General features: G+C 41.8%; 14 protein-coding genes. 5 read left to right on the forward strand and 9 right to left on the reverse strand.

Annotated features, from left to right (window positions below):
• Positions 1-17: 17 nt before the first annotated feature.
• The gene (gene truA / locus BUW93_RS08195) at positions 18-803 is read left to right on the forward strand and encodes a tRNA pseudouridine(38-40) synthase TruA (protein WP_081210987.1); all 786 of its coding nucleotides are present in this window, start codon (positions 18-20) and stop codon (positions 801-803) included.
• On the opposite strand, the gene recQ is transcribed toward truA, so the two are convergent.
• Positions 804-2,918: a DNA helicase RecQ gene (gene recQ, locus BUW93_RS08200; RefSeq protein WP_081210989.1), complete on the reverse strand. Its 2,115-nt coding sequence runs from the start codon at positions 2,916-2,918 to the stop codon at positions 804-806.
• Positions 2,919-3,035: 117 nt separating this feature from the next.
• Between recQ and BUW93_RS08205 the strand changes: the two genes are divergently transcribed.
• The 4 genes from BUW93_RS08205 to hemN all read left to right on the forward strand — a co-directional run bounded on the left by BUW93_RS08205 (position 3,036) and on the right by hemN (position 10,408).
• Positions 3,036-3,431 carry a hypothetical protein gene (locus BUW93_RS08205; protein ID WP_081210991.1) on the forward strand — a complete coding sequence of 132 codons (396 nt, stop codon included), beginning with the start codon at positions 3,036-3,038 and terminating at the stop codon, positions 3,429-3,431.
• 55 nt (positions 3,432-3,486) lie between these two features.
• Positions 3,487-7,818: a CusA/CzcA family heavy metal efflux RND transporter gene (locus BUW93_RS08210; RefSeq protein ID WP_081210993.1), complete on the forward strand. Its 4,332-nt coding sequence runs from the start codon at positions 3,487-3,489 to the stop codon at positions 7,816-7,818.
• A gap of 10 nt (positions 7,819-7,828) precedes the next feature.
• Positions 7,829-8,968 (forward strand): efflux RND transporter periplasmic adaptor subunit, encoded by a 1,140-nt coding sequence (locus tag BUW93_RS08215; protein WP_081210995.1) that lies wholly within the window; start codon positions 7,829-7,831, stop codon positions 8,966-8,968.
• An 84-nt stretch (positions 8,969-9,052) separates the two neighbouring features.
• Positions 9,053-10,408 (forward strand): oxygen-independent coproporphyrinogen III oxidase, encoded by a 1,356-nt coding sequence (gene hemN, locus BUW93_RS08220; protein ID WP_081210997.1) that lies wholly within the window; start codon positions 9,053-9,055, stop codon positions 10,406-10,408.
• Positions 10,409-10,482: 74 nt separating this feature from the next.
• Here the strand turns inward: hemN and BUW93_RS15130 are convergent, their stop codons facing one another.
• The 8 genes from BUW93_RS15130 to ccoS are packed head-to-tail and all read right to left on the reverse strand — an operon-like array spanning position 10,483 to position 16,702.
• Positions 10,483-10,617 carry a hypothetical protein gene (locus tag BUW93_RS15130; protein WP_262507188.1) on the reverse strand — a complete coding sequence of 45 codons (135 nt, stop codon included), beginning with the start codon at positions 10,615-10,617 and terminating at the stop codon, positions 10,483-10,485.
• An 8-nt stretch (positions 10,618-10,625) separates the two neighbouring features.
• Positions 10,626-11,327 carry a sulfite exporter TauE/SafE family protein gene (locus tag BUW93_RS08225; RefSeq protein ID WP_081210998.1) on the reverse strand — a complete coding sequence of 234 codons (702 nt, stop codon included), beginning with the start codon at positions 11,325-11,327 and terminating at the stop codon, positions 10,626-10,628.
• 3 nt (positions 11,328-11,330) lie between these two features.
• The gene (locus BUW93_RS08230) at positions 11,331-11,777 is read right to left on the reverse strand and encodes a FixH family protein (RefSeq protein ID WP_081210999.1); all 447 of its coding nucleotides are present in this window, start codon (positions 11,775-11,777) and stop codon (positions 11,331-11,333) included.
• Positions 11,778-11,788: 11 nt separating this feature from the next.
• Positions 11,789-13,204 carry a cytochrome c oxidase accessory protein CcoG gene (gene ccoG, locus BUW93_RS08235; RefSeq protein WP_081211000.1) on the reverse strand — a complete coding sequence of 472 codons (1,416 nt, stop codon included), beginning with the start codon at positions 13,202-13,204 and terminating at the stop codon, positions 11,789-11,791.
• Positions 13,205-13,234: 30 nt separating this feature from the next.
• Positions 13,235-14,119, reverse strand: coding sequence for a cbb3-type cytochrome c oxidase N-terminal domain-containing protein (locus BUW93_RS08240; protein ID WP_081211001.1), 885 nt, complete (start codon positions 14,117-14,119; stop codon positions 13,235-13,237).
• A complete protein-coding gene (locus BUW93_RS08245) occupies positions 14,116-14,304 on the reverse strand; it encodes a CcoQ/FixQ family Cbb3-type cytochrome c oxidase assembly chaperone (protein WP_081211002.1) in 189 nt (62 codons plus the stop codon). Before BUW93_RS08245 ends, BUW93_RS08240 begins: the two co-directional genes overlap by 4 nt.
• Before the next feature lie 2 nt (positions 14,305-14,306).
• Positions 14,307-16,508, reverse strand: coding sequence for a cytochrome-c oxidase, cbb3-type subunit I (ccoN, locus tag BUW93_RS08250; RefSeq protein ID WP_081211003.1), 2,202 nt, complete (start codon positions 16,506-16,508; stop codon positions 14,307-14,309).
• 2 nt (positions 16,509-16,510) lie between these two features.
• On the reverse strand, positions 16,511-16,702 hold the full coding sequence (gene ccoS / locus BUW93_RS08255) for a cbb3-type cytochrome oxidase assembly protein CcoS (RefSeq protein WP_081211004.1): 192 nt from the start codon (positions 16,700-16,702) through the stop codon (positions 16,511-16,513).
• Between the last annotated feature and the right edge of the window lie 62 nt (positions 16,703-16,764).

Consider the following 16,764-nt stretch of genomic DNA (forward strand, 5'->3'; position numbering starts at 1 on the left):
AAAAAAGGAAGCAAAATTTGCAACGGAAACGATTTTATTATTTAATCAAGCTACAATACCTCGGATTCAGGTTACATGGATGGCAAAAACAACCCGATGTAAAAACCGTGGAAGGCCTGGTAAGCAAGACTCTGAAGTATGTCTTACCCGAAGAAAAATTTAAGATTCTAGGCACCAGCCGCACCGATGCGATGGTTTCGGCTATGGATAGCGCTTTCGAACTCTTTATTGATGAGAGGCCCCTGGAAGATTTAGAAGAATTTCTAAGACTTTTTAATCTTAATTTACCGCAGGATATCCGCGCCTTATCTATAAGCCAGGTTGATTCGAAATTCAATATCATTCAACATCCAAAATATAAAGAATACACTTACCTTTTTAGTGTCGGGGACAAAAACCATCCTTTTTGCGCCCCTTTAATGGCTAATTTTCAGGAGGAGCTCGATATTGAAAAGATGAAACAGGCTGCAGCTTTATTTAGAGGACAGCATAATTTCAGGAATTACTGCGTAAGGGTTTCAGAAAACAGCAAATTTGAGCGGGAGATTCTTTCTTCAGAAATTATAGAAAACACCGAAATAACCGCCAGTTTCTTTCCCGAAAAAACGTTTCTTTTCCGAATAAGCGGCGAAGGCTTTCTTAGACACCAGGTAAGATTGATGATGGGAAGCCTGGTATTAGTTGGGCGTGGAGAATTGAGCCAGGAAGACATCGGTAAAAGCCTTAAGCCCGACAGTACCATGCAAATGGATTATATCGCCCCGGCATCTGGCCTTATTCTCAATAAAGTTGATTTCACCTAATCACTCCCCGGGAACTTCTTCTTTATCCAGAACTGCCAGCGCACAGCGAATCGTCCAGTAATCCATGCTTTCCTCAAAATGCTCATAATAGGATTTTAAAGTCTCGGGATTATTCAAGACTTCCCGGGCTTTCTTTACGGCTTCCAGATCATTTTTATCTACCAACCTGCTCATATCGATATTTTCCCCATTGGTGTAAAGTTTAGCCAGGTGGGAATAGATAGTGGTAATGGCAAGCTCCCGTTTTTTTGAAATTTCCTCTACCGAAAGACCTTCCCGGTAAAGTTCCAGGGTGATTTTATAGGTGTTGCCTTTCTTTTGTTTTTTGGGTTTTCTCTTTTCCTTTGAAAACGCGATGATTTCTTTGATGAATTGATACCCGTAATCCTGCATTTTTTTGCGTCCCACCCCATTAATCCTGATAAATTCTTCATCGGTCATCGGGCGCTCTTTCTCCATTTCCTTAAGGGTTGCATCATTAAAAATGAGATATGCGGGGATACCTTCGTCCCGTGCGATTTTTAAGCGTAATTCCCTTAATTTTTCAAACAAGGAATTAGTGGAGCCGGAGGAAGCTTCTTTGGTATTATTAAGAATGGCTTTGCGGTCTGGTACTTTGGCGAGTTCCACTTTTTCTCCCATAAAAAGCACATTCTTAGCAATTGCTGTAAGTTGTAAATTGTTGTGTAGATGAAAAGCAATTTCAATAAATCCCAGGTTTATAAGTTGGATAATATAGTTTTGCCAGTGCTGCCAGGAGGTTTCTTTACCGATGCCAAAAGTTTTTAAAGCCTGGTATTGCTTCGAAAAAACAGTTTCGTTCTGTGCACCTCTAAGCACATCTATCACCGTGGTAATTGATTCCTGTTCCTTTAAACGATAGATGCAGGAAAGAGCTTTTTGGGCAATAATTGTCCCGTCGAAAAATTTAGGAGGATTTTTGCAGATATCACAATTCCCGCAGTCCTCCTGTTTTAGTTCCCCAAAATAATTCAACAATATTTTTCTTCTGCAGGTAAGGGATTCAGCGTATTGCTTCATGCGGTCCAGTTTTGCGAGCTGCACCTCGCTGTTTCCGGCATCGGCCGCAAATTTTTGAAGCTGAACCACATCGGCATAACTATGGAATAGCAAGGTGTCTGAGGCTAATCCATCCCGGCCGGCACGACCTATTTCCTGGTAATAGCCTTCCATGTTTTTAGGCATATTATAATGTATCACCCATCGGATATTGGATTTATCTATTCCCATCCCAAAAGCTATGGTAGCACAAATGATCTTGCTGTGGTCGTTAATAAAATCGTCCTGGATCTGGATTCGTTTCTCGTGGCTGAGTCCGGCGTGATAAGCTTCAGCGGTATGACCTTTGGCCTTGAGTTTTGAAGCCAGTTCCTCTGTGGTTTTTCGACTCAGGCAATAAATAATCCCACTTTCATTTTTCCGGGAACTTATAAATTTTTCAATCTGTTCAAAGCGTTTTATCCCCGGGCGTACCTCCAGGCTCAGGTTTTTCCGATCAAAGGAAGCGATATGTTTTTCAGCTTGTGGAATATTAAGCTGGTTGCAAATATCCTGGCGGGTGGCTTTATCGGCGGTAGCGGTTAATGCTATCACCGGGGTTTGGGGGAAACGTTTCTTCAGGTATCCCAGTTGGGTGTATGCCGGCCTGAAATCATGACCCCAGCTCGAAATACAATGGGCCTCATCAATTGCGATTAAACTCACTTTCCCATTAGAAAGAAACCGGTCTATCACCTGAAGACTTTCAGGAGCAACATATAGTAGTTTTAATTCCTTCGCATCAATTTTTTTGAATATTTCCTGCTGCTGATTTTCTGTCTGGCTGCTGTTTAAAAAAGCTGCGGGAATCCCGTTAGCCGTAAGTCCATCTACCTGGTCTTTCATAAGGGCAATCAAAGGGGAAATTACCAGGGTAATCTCGGGCAGCAATAATGCGGGAAGCTGGAAACAAATAGATTTTCCTCCTCCTGTAGGCATGATCACCAGATTATCACGACCCTTAAAAACAGAGGCAATTATCTTCTCCTGAAGTGGCCTGAAACTTTCATATCCAAAATATTCTTTAAGCGTATTTAGCAAGCGGGATTTTTCCATAGCGCCAAATTTAGGTTTTTGATTCGGAAAGAAGAAGTAGGCTTTTCCCTGAAATTTTAATTCCTTGGCCTAAGGAAATCTATCGGAGCAGAAAATTATTTCGTAAATTTACTGGTGATGAAGCAACTCACCGTCATATATTTAAGTATCACCCTTTTATTGCAGGGTTTTAATCCCGGTCTTAAAGATTTGGTGCGGGTGGGGGATATGCTTCAGCATTTCGAATATCATTCGCAAAATTACGGCGATAGTTTCACCGAGTTTTTTTCCAAGCATTACGGGGCTGCTAAAGAAGCACATCAGCAAGATGAAGATAAGGACCATGAGCACAAGAACTTACCTTTTAATCATCAAACTTCGGTACAAATTGCCTTAGCCCTCTTTATTCAACAGGATAAAATTTCTTTAAGAAAATTACCTCCGGAAAAGAAACATTCCTTAAATTTCATTTATAAAGAAGGTCATTCTATACCTTGTAATACCGATATTTTTCAGCCTCCCCGATACCTGTAATCTACCTTAGAATTTCTACCACTTTGGCTTTGTTTCATAGATTACATATACAAATATGCTGTCAAAAATTATCAGTTTCAGTATCAGGAATAAGCTCATTATTCTTTTGTTCACCTCTTTTATAATTGGCTACGGACTTTATTCATTAAGCCAGTTATCTATTGGAGCGGTACCCGATATCACCAACAATCAGGTACAGGTTATAACTACTTCCCAGAATCTTTCTACCCAGGATATGGAGCAATTCATCACCTATCCCGTGGAGCTGGAGATGGCCAATTTACCGGGTGTGGAAGAGATTCGTTCGGTCTCAAAATTCGGATTATCGGTGGTGACCATTGTTTTCGATGAAGATATGGGAACCTATTTGCCGAGGCAGCTTCTTGCTGAAAAGATCCAAACGGCTGCAGCCAATATTCCTGAAAGTTTTGGTAAACCAGAGATGGGCCCCATCACCACAGGACTCGGCGAGATCTACCAGTATATTCTGGATACCAAACCCGGTTATGAAGACCGGTATACAGCCATGGAGTTAAGAACGATCCAGGACTGGATAGTAAAGCGGCAATTATCGGGTATTCCCGGGGTAGTAGAAGTGAACAGCTGGGGAGGGAAGCTTAAACAATATGAAGTGGCCATAGATTCAGAAAAACTGATGGCGATGAATATCACCGCTTCTGAAGTCTATACGGCACTCGAAAAAAACAACAGCATAGCCGGGGGTGGTTATATAGAACGTCTCAATCAGGCATATTTTATTCGTGGAGAAGGCCTGATCCATTCCCTGGAAGATATTGAGAATATCGTGGTTAAAAATCCTGACGGCAACCCAATTTATATTCGGGATATTGCCGATGTTGGTTTTGGGAGTGCCACCCGGTTTGGCGCGATTACCGGAAATGGTGAAGGCGAAAAAGTACTCGGCCAGGTAATGATGATCAAGGATGGTAATTCCAAACAGGTTATTGAAGCGGTAAAAGACAGGGTAGAAGAGGTTTCAGAAAATTTGCCTGAAGGGGTTTATATCAATGCTTTTCTTGATAGAAGCGAACTTATAGCAAAAACAACCTGGACCATTACCGAAAACCTGATTTTCGGATTTCTAATCGTGATCTTTGTGGTGGTAGTTTTGCTGGGAAACCTGCGTTCAGGATTGGTAGTCGCCTCGGTGATTCCTCTGTCTTTACTTTTTGCATTCTCCCTGATGTACCTCTTTGGAGTAGACGCCAATTTAATGAGTCTGGGGGCGATCGACTTCGGAATAATTATCGATGGGGCCGTGATCATCGTTGAGTTTATCGCTTACCAAATGACCTCGAAAGGATCTGAACTTAAAAATCTTTCAAGGTCTGAATTGAGTAAGGCTAAAGATAAGATCACCTTTACCGGCGCTTCAAAAATGATGAACTCGGCAGTTTTTGGTCAACTAATCATTTTAATAGTGTTTATTCCTATTCTCTCCCTTAGCGGAGTGGAGGGGAAAATGTTTCGGCCTATGGCCTTAACTTTCAGTTTTGCCCTGGTGGGTGCGATGATTTTGTGTTTTACCTACGTCCCGGTAATATCTTCCATGGTTTTAAAACCCGATAAATTATCTGATAAGAATATTTCAGTACGCTTGATGCGTTTTATAACCAAACTCTATACTCCTACTATTACCTGGGCACTCAAGGCTAAAAAACTGGTGCTCGGCATCGCTGTATTTATTCTTGCCATAACTATCTATATTTTTACCACGATGGGGGGAGAGTTTGTACCTACCCTGGATGAAGGGGATTTTGTAATTCAGCCCATATTCAAAACAGGGACCTCCTTAAGTGAGACCATAGCACTCACCACTAAAATGGAGCAGATCCTGATGGAATTCCCCGAAGTAAAACAGGCGGTGTCCAGAATTGGTGCTGCTGAAGTTCCTACAGATCCCATGTCTATGGAAGAAAGCGATGTTATTATCACACTTGTCCCCAAAAAAGATTGGGTGACGGCCGATACTAAAGATGGTCTTGCAGAAAAGTTCAAAGAGGCATTAATGATTATTCCCGGGATGGAAGTAGAATTCACCCAGCCTATCGAGATGCGTTTTAATGAACTCATCACCGGGGTACGTGCCGATATTGCGATTAAGATCTTTGGGGAAGATTTAGATATTCTAAATCGCAAAGCCCACCAGATAGAAAGCCTAATAAGTGATGTGGAAGGCGCAGCAGATATAACAGTTGAAAAAATCGCCGGACTTCCCCAGATGAGCGTAAAATACGACCGGGCAAAAATAGCCCGTTATGGACTTAATATTTCAGATATCAATGAGTTGGTGAGCGCTGGGTTTGCAGGGATGAAAATGGGAAGTGTTTTTGAAGGGGAGAAGCGTTTTGATCTCGTGGTAAGACTAAACGAAGAAAACAGAAAGGATATTTCCAACCTGGAAAATCTATATGTTGATACGCCTGCTGGAAACAAAATTCCACTGAATGAACTGGCAGAAATAAGTTATCAAAAAGGAGCCGCCAAGATTTCCAGAGATGAAACCCAGAGGAGGATTGTGGTTGGTATAAATGTTAGAAACCGTGATCTTCAATCGGTGGTAGATGATGTGGAAGCCCTGGTGAGTGCTAATATCGATTTGCCACCCGGGTATAATATTACCTACGGGGGGCAGTTTGAAAATTTGCAAAGCGCTAAAAACAGATTGAAAATCGCGGTACCGGTAGCCCTGGTACTTATTTTCTTCCTTTTATATTTCGCATTTGAATCGGTACGGGATGCTTTGATTATTTATTCTGCTATTCCATTATCTGCTGTTGGAGGCGTGTTTTTGCTATGGATAAGAGATATGCCGTTTAGTATTTCGGCGGGCGTTGGTTTTATCGCTCTTTTCGGGATTGCAGTGCTTAATGGGATTGTTCTTATTGAACATTATAAAGAATTAAAAAAGGATGGCATGGAGCATACAGACCTATTAATGAAAAAAGGAGCTAAAGACCGCTTACGGGCGGTTTTGTTAACAGCTTCTGCAGCAGCCCTTGGTTTCCTTCCTATGGCAATTTCAACTGGCGCGGGAGCCGAAGTGCAACGACCTTTAGCCACTGTGGTAGTTGGGGGACTGGTAACCGCAACATTATTGACCCTGGTGGTATTACCCGTTTTATATTCCCTTTTTGGTGGAAGAAAAACTGCTAAGAAGAATGTTCATTTTAAAAAGAGTAAATACAAATTACCCGTCTTAATTCTATTGTTTTCCCTTCCGGGGTTTAGCCAGGAAAAGGAATTGAGTTTTGAAGAGGTTCGCCAATTAGCTATTGAGAATAACGCAGGGTTACAGGTTTCCAATCTGAATATATCGGAAGCTGAAGCAATGGTGAATTCGGCATTTAGTTTCGATAAGACAGAAGTCTATTATGGCTATAATCAATTGGACGAAGGCCCAACCGATGAGCCCTTCAGGGTGATGGGAATTCAGCAAAATTTTTCTTTTCCCACAGTATATTTTTCGGCTCAGAAATTTAATAAAGCAAATGTTAGCGTGCAGGAAGATGCTTATGGGCTTGTAAACCTCCGTTTGGAAAAGGAAGTAGCTTCAGCCTTTTATCAGCTTAAATATGAACAGGAAAAGAGGGAGATCTATAAAGTTCTGGACAGTTTATACAGCCGTTTTGCTCAGGCAGCAACACGAAGGTTTGAACTTGGAGCAACCAATTATCTGGAAAAAATAACGGCACAGGCAAGACAAAGAGAACTACAAACCCAATATCAACAAGCAGGAGAACAAGTTAAAGCGGCTTATGAGATGTTGTGGAGCAGGGTTCAGGCAGAAGAAGAATTCAGCATTGAGAAAGACAGTTTGGGCAAGCTGGAAATGACGCGTTTGGGCGTGGAAAATCACGAACTTCTGAATTTTTATGATAGCCGTGAAAAATACTTTACAGCTCATAATAGGTTGATGAAGCAACAGCTCCTGCCCGATTTCAGTATAAATTATTTTGAAGCCACCACCCCTGATATTGATTACAGTTTGTATGGATACCAGGTAGGGATTAAAATTCCGCTACTATTTAGCGGACAGGCCTCAAAGATTAAGGCTTCAAAAATTGCTATGGAGAGAGCAGAGCAGGAGACCCGCAATAACAGGATCCTGCTTCAAACCAAATTTAACCAACTCCAGGCAGAACTTAGAAAATACCAGGAAGCTCTTAGTTATTATGAAAATGAAGGCAAAGAGCTTTCCAGGGAAATCCTTAAAACCGCCAATGGCAGTTATGAGAATGGAGAAATAGACTTCTTTCAATATATCCAGAGTCTCGAAAATGCTTATGGTATCCAGTTATCTTACCTGGAAAGTCTCAATGCCTATAACCAAACCATCATTTCTTTAAATTATTTAAACCTGTAAAATCTTACCGATGAAATCCATATATATTTTTATAGCGCTTTTAAGCTTAAGCCTGGTATCCTGTAAAGAAACTCCTGAGCAACCGGGGGAGGAAAAAACAGAACAGGGAAACCAGATTGTTATATCCAAAGCCCAGTTTGAGGATAGCGAACTTGAAACAGGAAATTTAAGGGAGTCTGATTTTCCTGAAATTGTGCGTAGCAATGGACGTATAGATGTACCCCCGCAAAACAGGACCAGCATCAATGCCTTTTTGGGAGGGTACATCAGGAATATTGAGCTGCTTGAAGGAGACCGGGTATCTAAAGGACAGTTTCTGGTGAGTCTGGAAAGTACCGAATATGTGCAGTTGCAACAAGATTATATGGATGTGGCAGGACAACTGGATTACCTGAAAGCCGAATTTGAGCGCCAGCAAATTATGCTTAAGGAAAATATAACCTCCAGAAAAAGCTTCCTGAAAGCCGAAAGCGATTATAATCGGGCCCAGGCTGCCGCAAAGAGTTTGCAAAGTAAACTGCGAATGTTGAACATAGATCCCGCCGCAGTAGAGGAAGGTAAAATACGTTCTGTGGTAAATATTTATTCTCCTATTAAGGGTAATGCCAGTAACATTTCGGTGAGCCGGGGGAGCTTCGTTTCTCCCACAGATCAAATAATGGAAATCATTAATTCTGAACATATCCATCTTGAACTCGTTGTCTTTGAAAAAGACGTGAGAAAGATTAAGGAAGGCCAAAAGATAATTTTCAATACCCCCGAAGCTTCCAATGAGAGTTTTGAAGCCGAAGTTGTACTGGTAGGCAAGACTATAGACGAGCAGAAAAGGAATGTTAGGGTTCACGGGCACCTTCCCGACAGTATTGCTTCCAATTTTACGGTGGGTATGTTCGTGGAGGCACTTATTCTTACGAGCGAAGTAAAAAAATCGGGACTTCCCGAAGAGGCGGTCGTAGAACAGGATGGAAATTATTTTGTCCTGGTACTGGAAAAAGAAGATGAGGAAAACTATTATTTTAACAAGAAAAGCGTTTCCCCGGGGGACACTTTTAATGGAGTTACCAGTTTAGAAAATCCCGAAAGCTTAGAAAACCAAACTATACTTCTGAAAGGTGCTTTTAAATTGATTGGGGAAGCCGGTGGAGAATAGAATTTCCCGATGCCCCGGTTACCTGATTCAAATCATATTAATCGTTTAGGGGGTACTTTAACTTTGTGGCCTAAACTAAACTAAATGAGTTCTGATCTTATAAGAAAATACAATATTCCGGGTCCACGTTATACCAGTTATCCCACCGTTCCCTACTGGGAAGAGTCCGGATTTTCGGTTAAAGCCTGGAAGGATAGCTTGCTTAAACGCTTTAGCGAAAACCGGGAAATAAGTCTTTATCTACACCTGCCATTTTGTGAAAGTCTGTGCACTTTTTGTGGGTGTAACAAACGCATTACCAAACAACATGGGGTAGAGACGCCTTATATTGAAACCTTAATCCACGAGTGGGAACTCTATTTGCAGGAGCTTCCATATAAACCGATTATAAAAGAAGTACACCTGGGGGGAGGCACTCCTACTTTTTTCTCTCCTGAGAATCTTGAATTTTTGCTAAAAACCATCTTCCGAAAAGCAGAGCTTGGCGATGAGGTGGAGTTTAGTTTTGAAGGGCACCCAAATAATACCACCAAAGAACACCTTAAAAAACTTGCCGAATTAGGTTTTAGTAGGGTGAGTTATGGGGTTCAGGATTATAATATGAAAGTACAAATCGCTATTCATAGAATCCAGCCTTTTGAAAATGTAAAACGAGCTACCGAACAAGCCCGGGAAGCAGGCTATACTTCTATAGGTCATGATATAATTTTTGGCCTTCCTTTTCAAACAAAACAACATATTATTGAAACCATAGAGAAAACCAAGTTGCTAATGCCAGATCGCATTGCTTTTTATAGCTATGCTCATGTGCCCTGGATAAAAGGTAGCGGTCAACGAGGTTTTAATGAAGATGATTTGCCCGATGGGGAGACTAAACGCGAAATGTATGAAACCGGAAAGCGAATGTTGGAAGAAGCCGGTTATGTAGAAATAGGGATGGACCATTTTGCCCTTAAATCTGATTCGCTTTATAAAGCGGTTGAGGAAAAAAACCTTCACCGGAATTTTATGGGCTATACCACCTCTAACACAGGCCTGATGATTGGGCTTGGAGTTTCAGCAATTAGTGATAGTTGGTATGGTTTCGCCCAGAATGAAAAAACCGTTGAGGCCTATCAGGAACGCGTTGAAAAAGGAGAGATTCCTGTCTTTAGAGGTCATATCCTAAGTGAAGAAGATCTCAATATCAGAAAACATATCCTTAATCTTATGTGCCGACTGGAAACCAGTTGGGAAGCTCCAGAAGATTATTTTGAGGAATTACCGCAGGTTCTGGTGAAACTTAGGGAAATGGAAAGTGATGGTTTAGTTGAATTCTCAGAAAAGGGATTGCGAATTCCGGAAAAAGGTAGGCCTTTTGTTCGAAATATTTGTATGGCCTTTGATCTAAGGTTACAAAGAAATGTTCCAGATACCAGATTGTTCTCTATGACCATGTAGGCTTTCAGACTTAAAAAAAGAATAATAAAAACCACGAATTTTCGTGGTTTTTCTGTTTAAAAAAGTTTTGAGGATTACTCTTTTTTACCTCCAAAGATCATTTTTAGGACTACAAAAATAAGGGCGACACATACCAGGGCAAAAAATCCAATAATATATGTTCCCATTTCCCAGTTTACCAGGGCAAGATTATTAGCTAGAGTCATCATTTTTATATTTAATGGCAGGATTGAACTGCGGTTATTTTTGGAGTCATTTCAACGGGAGAGAGGTAGGGGATCCCTAATCCCATCCCGCGTATAATAAAAAGCAGGCCTATTATTACTACAAATACGGGCACAGCTTTGGTTATCTTTTGCCTCACCCCGGTACCTATAATATTACCAAGGTAAACCGCGGCCGTCATCATCGGTACGGTACCAAGCCCAAACAACATCATATAAAGACTGCCCTCAAGCGCATTGGCTGAGGCCACAGCCCCAAAAACAGCCATATATACCAGGCCACAGGGCAGGAACCCATTAAGGAAGCCGGCGGTAAAAAAAGTGTCGGGAGTTTTTTTCTTAAGGCTTTGTCCCAGGCCTGATTTTACTTTAGAAATTATCCTGTAAACCGGGCCGGAGCCGTTAATTTTATTAAAAGTTTTATAGGGTAAAAAAATCACCAGGATCATTAAGATGCCAACGGCAATGGATAATTGCTGCTGAAGTCCAAACAAACCAAAGCTTTTGCCTATAATTCCGAATAAGAGGCCAATAATAGCATAGGAGAAAATTCTCCCTATATGATAAAGGCTCACCTGCCCGACTTTGCGCAGGGAATTTTCACGGTCTACCGGAAGCAAAAAAGCAATGGGACCACACATGCCGATGCAGTGAAAACTTCCTAAAAGGCCGAATATGAGTGCTGAAACTAGCATGTTTTAGTAAACGATCTCATTTTTATACAGATAGGTTTCCCCCTGATATTCCCAGTGAATATAGATGTTCCATCTTCCGGGAATCAGATTTTTATCAGTGATCTCGATACGGTTGGATTCCAGATTTAATGGAATATCAAAATCCAGTTTCGCGTTAGAAGGCCGGTAGAAGCTCAAACTCCCTGAAATTTCAGAAAGTTTAAGGTCTTCAGGAAACTCAATTAGCCACCCGTTCATGATCCTTCGATCGCTTATATTTTCAGCCAGGGCATTTCCCCGTGTTTCCGCATCGATTTCCTGCTGAAATAAAAGCTCCTTTTTGTAATATTCTTCAGTCACGAGATCGTGATCAAATTTTTCATCGGTGAGCATATTAAATACCAGGTAAAGTATAAAACTTATAAAAAGCGTCATCCCTATCACTATGCCTGTTCCCCAGTTAATTTTCATAAGTAAAAATTTTAATTAAAACTTCGTGGTCCCATGAACATTGTCTTGGTGGTTTCAATGAGGCGGTCTCCACTATAAATGCCTATTTCCACTTTTTCTTTTTCATCTTCCAGGGCCGAGGCATTGATCTCAATAAACAAAGTTCCTTCACTGAGTTCCTGTCCCGGCACCACGATCTCCTTATCCTGTACCGGTATTACCGTTCCCTGATGCGACATCAATTTAAATTCGATATCCCCAAAATCGGCGGTGGTCTTGTTTACCAATTTGTAGGTATAGACATTGCTGATCACGTTATTATCCTTGTGTTCATATAGCTGGCCGGGTAAACGTAAAATACGCGCTTCTACCTCGCTGCGCACAAACAGCATCCCGATGAGCACTGCGGTTAAAATCCCCAGCACTACGGTATAGCCTTTAAGCCTTGGGGTAAATCTGAATTTTGCCTTTTTCTCAATATTTTCTTCGCTGGCATAGCGAATAAGACCTTTGGGAAGATCTACGGCTTCCATCATAGAATCGCAGGCATCGATACAAGCCGTACAGTTAATACATTCCAACTGAGTCCCGTTTCGAATGTCTATACCCGTGGGGCAAACCTGCACACATTGAAAACAGTCTATGCAATCTCCTTTTCCGCTGGCTTCGCGGTCTTCGTTCTTTTTGAACTTTGCCCGACCTTTTTCTTTCTCCCCACGCTTATGATCATAAGCAACAACAATAGATTTATTATCCAGAAGTACGCCTTGCAACCTTCCGTAGGGACAGGCAATAACACAAACCTGTTCCCTGAACCAGGCGAAGACAAAATAGAAAACCCCCGTGAAAATGAGCAACGAAAAGAAGGTGCTCAGGTGGTTCATCGGGCCATCGGTAACGTATTGTATCAAACGGTCGCTACCTATTAAATAGGCGAGGAAAACATTTGCTATAAGAAAGGAAATAATAGCAAACAAGAACCATTTTAAGCCTTTTTTCCTAATCTTTTCGGCATTCCATTCCTGTTTATTGAGACGCATCTGCTTCCCACGGTCACCTTCTATCCAGTATTCAATTCTTCGGAAGACCATTTCCATAAATATGGTTTGTGGGCAAAGCCATCCGCAAAAGATCCTTCCGAAGGCTACCGTAAAAAGAATAATGAACACCACCCCAATCACCATCATGATCACAAAAATGTGAAAATCCTGGGGCCAGAAGGGAAATCCGAAGATATTGAAACGTCGTTCCAGGATGTTGAACATCAGGAACTGGTTACCGTTTATTTTCACAAAAGGAGCGGCAAAAAGAAAGATGAGAAGCACATAGCTAACGTATTTACGATAGTCATAAAACCTACCTTCGGGTTTCTTGGGATAGATCCATTTTCTCTCTCCTTTTTCGCCCGCGGTGGCTATAGTATCTCTAAAGCTTTCGTTGTTTTCCAACTTCTTATTCTCTTAAATTAAATCTACCAGTTATTCTGCATCTCCTGTCCAGACATCTCCTTCCGGTGCTTTGGCATCGGGAGGGTTGGTGCCTTCCAGGCTTACCACGTAGCTTGCAACCTGAGCAATCTCTTCGGCACTAAGGGAAGATTTCCAGGCGACCATTCCTTTTCCGTCACGGCCCCCTTCAGAAACAGTATGGAAAATATTGCTTATTCCTCCTCCCAGGATCCAGTGTTCATCGGTTAAATTTGGGCCAATAGCGCCACCACCATCGGCACGGTGACAGGCTATACAGTTTGCCATGTAAATTGTTTCCCCGGCCTCAAGATCGGCAGCATCGGTAAGTAACTCAACATTGGAGGCATCCAGTAAATCCGGATTCTCTTTTTTATAAGCTTCTACCTGTTCTTTGGCCTTTGCAACTTCAGCAAGATATTCTTCTGTTTGATCTGCTCCGTCAAACACGTGATAGCGTACCATATAGATAACCGCAAAGATGATACTGATGTAAAATCCATACAACCACCAGGCCGGAAGATCGTTATCCAATTCACGTATTCCATCGTAATTGTGATCTAAGATAATCTCATCTTCTTTTTCCAGAGGCTTTTTGGTGACCATCTTTTCATAGAGGCGTCTAAACCAGGCGGTACGTTTTTGGTGTTGGGCCTTTTCAATCTGAAAAAGCTTATCACGGCCTTGCTCATCAAGGCTTTTACGCACCATATTCTTAAGGGCCGCCAGAGAGGCTTCAATAGCGATGGCAATGATAAGGATCAAGCCTAAAACAACCCAAACAAATGGGTATTGTTGAAATACCCAGGTGGTTTCAGCATCTATGCTTATTTCTATTAAGAGGAATGCCAGGATTATAAACCCTGCAATTCTTAAATATGACGAAGTAGATCTCATAATTGGTTATTTTCTTGGTTTTGGTCTAAGGGTAGCTGGCTTACTTCATTAATGTGTTCTTTTTTCGTAGTGAAAACCCACCAGAAAAGGGCAACAAAAAAGATGAAGAAAATAAGCAGCGAGATGATGGGGTAGATCGTTACCCCATCTATAGCTTCAAGATTTCCTTTTATAAATTTTAACATAATTACTCGTTTTTAGCTGAAACTTCCTGGGCGTCTATTACCTTGATATCGGTTCCTAAGCGTTGCAGGTAGGCAATAAGAGCTACAATTTCCCGGTTACGCATCTCTACGAATTCGGTGTTATTCTCCTCGGCATATTCCTTATCGGCCTGGTAGGTACGTGCAAAGTCAGGATCGGAGTGCAGGTTTTCCTCGATTTCAGTTCCCTGTTCCAACATCCACTCTTGTGCATTGGCGATCTCTTCTTCGGTATATGGTACCCCAAGGGTGTTAAGTGCCCGCATTTTATTTTCGGTATCGCTCTTATCCAACTCATCGGTGATCAGCCATTTGTAGGCCGGCATAATTGAGCCCGAAGAGGTACTCTGGGGATCGTACATATGGTTTAGGTGCCAGTTATCGGAATATTTACCTCCTACCCGCAGTAAATCGGGGCCGGTACGTTTACTACCCCATAAGAACGGATAATCGTAAACATATTCGCCCGATTTGGAGTATTCTCCATAGCGTTCCACTTCACTTCTAAAAGGCCTGATCATCTGGGAGTGACATCCCACACAACCTTCCCTGATGTAGATATCGCGGCCTTCAAGCTCCAGCGGAGTATATGGTTTTACACTGGAAATAACAGGAACATATTCGTCTACCATCAGCGATGGTATTATCTGTACTATTCCACCAATAAGAATTGCGATGGTGGCATACAGAGTTAGTTTTACAGGTCTTCTTTCCAGCCAGGTGTGGTAACCTTCTCCGGTAACACGTTTTCTGGTAACTTTTTGTAGCGGTGCAGCTTCAGCAAGTTCATCTTCTACCGCGCTTCCCTGTCTAACGGTTTTTACGATATTATAGAGTAAGATAAAAGCACCAACGATATATAAACTTCCTCCAATGGCACGCATCCAGTACATCGGAATAATCGAAGTTACCGTTTCCAGGAAGTTTCCGTAGGTAAGGGTTCCATCGGGATTAAATTGTTTCCACATAGAAGCCTGTACGAATCCGGCAACATACATAGGGAGGGTATAGATAATAATACCAAGAGTACCTATCCAGAAATGTGCATTGGCAAGTTTAACCGAGTAAAGCTTTGTTTTGAACAATCGTGGCACCATCCAATAGACCATCCCAAAGGTTAGGAAACCGTTCCAGGCTAAAGCCCCAACGTGCACGTGCGCAATAATCCAGTCACTGAAGTGGGCTATGGCATTAACGTTTTTAAGTGAAAGCATAGGGCCTTCAAAAGTTGCCATCCCGTATCCGGTAATCGCCACTACGAAGAATTTAAGAACAGGATCTGTTCTTACCTTGTCCCAGGCTCCACGCAGGGTCAATAAGCCGTTGATCATTCCACCCCAGGAGGGGAACAATAGCATTACTGAAAATGCAACCCCAAGGTTCTGAGCCCAATCTGGCAATGCAGAATAGAGCAGGTGGTGGGGCCCGGCCCAGATATAAATAAATATCAATGACCAGAAGTGAATAATCGAGAGTCGGTAGGAGTAAACAGGCCTATTAGCTGCTTTGGGTACAAAATAGTACATAAGCCCAAGGAAAGGAGTGGTAAGGAAAAATGCCACCGCATTATGCCCGTACCACCATTGTACCAGGGCATCCTGAACTCCTGAGAAAATAGAATAACTTTTAAATGCAGAAACAGGTATTTCAAGATTGTTTACGATATGCAACACCGCAACGGTCACGAAAGTTGCCAGGTAAAACCAAATGGCTACATATAAATGGCGCTGCCGGCGTTTTATCATTGTCATAATAAGGTTAACTCCAAATGCTACCCAAACTATGGCTATTGCGATATCAATAGGCCATTCCAGTTCGGCGTATTCCTTTGAGCTTGTAAAACCCATTGGTAGGGTAATCGCCGCGGCAACAATAATAGTCTGCCAACCCCAGAAGTTTATGTTACTAAGTGCATCACTCCACATTCTGGCTTTTAACAGCCGTTGGGTAGAGTAATATACTCCGGCAAAAATGGCGTTCCCAACAAAGGCAAAGATCACCGCATTAGTGTGCAGTGGTCGTAACCGGCCAAAACTAAGCCAGGAAATGCCATCGGTAAGGTTAGGGAATAAAAACATAAAGGCCAGAAGCAGGCCAACACTCATTCCCACAATACCCCATACGAGGGTGGCAATGGTAAACATCTTTACGATCTTATTATCGTAATAAAACTGTTCTGTTTGCATAGTTATTCAGTTTTCTCTTGTTTGGTGGTTTTATTTTTGGATTTTGAGTTTACTAATTCGTCTTCAAACAGCATACGGACCGAAGGAGTATACATATCGTCATACTGGCCCTTTTTTACCGAGAGGATAAAAGCTATAAAGAAAATTATGGCTACCAGAACGCTGAGTGCCAGTAGCAGGTAGATAATATTCATTGTTTAGTTAATTGCGCCACAAAAATAATGGCTAATTAAATTTTAAAATATGACCTCAATCA

Source organism: Salegentibacter sediminis, from assembly GCF_002078605.1.
Taxonomy (GTDB): domain Bacteria; phylum Bacteroidota; class Bacteroidia; order Flavobacteriales; family Flavobacteriaceae; genus Salegentibacter; species Salegentibacter sediminis.

Bases quoted from the DNA above. Each gene is read 5' to 3' on its own strand.
- recQ (WP_081210989.1), bottom strand. From the start codon at position 2,918: ATGGAAAAATCCCGCTTGCTAAATACGCTTAAAGAATATTTTGGATAT.
- BUW93_RS08205 (WP_081210991.1), top strand. From the start codon at position 3,036: ATGAAGCAACTCACCGTCATATATTTAAGTATCACCCTTTTATTGCAG.
- BUW93_RS08210 (WP_081210993.1), top strand. From the start codon at position 3,487: ATGCTGTCAAAAATTATCAGTTTCAGTATCAGGAATAAGCTCATTATT.
- BUW93_RS08215 (WP_081210995.1), top strand. From the start codon at position 7,829: ATGAAATCCATATATATTTTTATAGCGCTTTTAAGCTTAAGCCTGGTA.
- hemN (WP_081210997.1), top strand. From the start codon at position 9,053: ATGAGTTCTGATCTTATAAGAAAATACAATATTCCGGGTCCACGTTAT.
- BUW93_RS15130 (WP_262507188.1), bottom strand. From the start codon at position 10,617: ATGATGACTCTAGCTAATAATCTTGCCCTGGTAAACTGGGAAATGGGA.
- BUW93_RS08225 (WP_081210998.1), bottom strand. From the start codon at position 11,327: ATGCTAGTTTCAGCACTCATATTCGGCCTTTTAGGAAGTTTTCACTGC.
- BUW93_RS08230 (WP_081210999.1), bottom strand. From the start codon at position 11,777: ATGAAAATTAACTGGGGAACAGGCATAGTGATAGGGATGACGCTTTTT.
- BUW93_RS08240 (WP_081211001.1), bottom strand. From the start codon at position 14,119: ATGAGATCTACTTCGTCATATTTAAGAATTGCAGGGTTTATAATCCTG.
- BUW93_RS08245 (WP_081211002.1), bottom strand. From the start codon at position 14,304: ATGTTAAAATTTATAAAAGGAAATCTTGAAGCTATAGATGGGGTAACG.
- ccoN (WP_081211003.1), bottom strand. From the start codon at position 16,508: ATGCAAACAGAACAGTTTTATTACGATAATAAGATCGTAAAGATGTTT.
- ccoS (WP_081211004.1), bottom strand. From the start codon at position 16,702: ATGAATATTATCTACCTGCTACTGGCACTCAGCGTTCTGGTAGCCATA.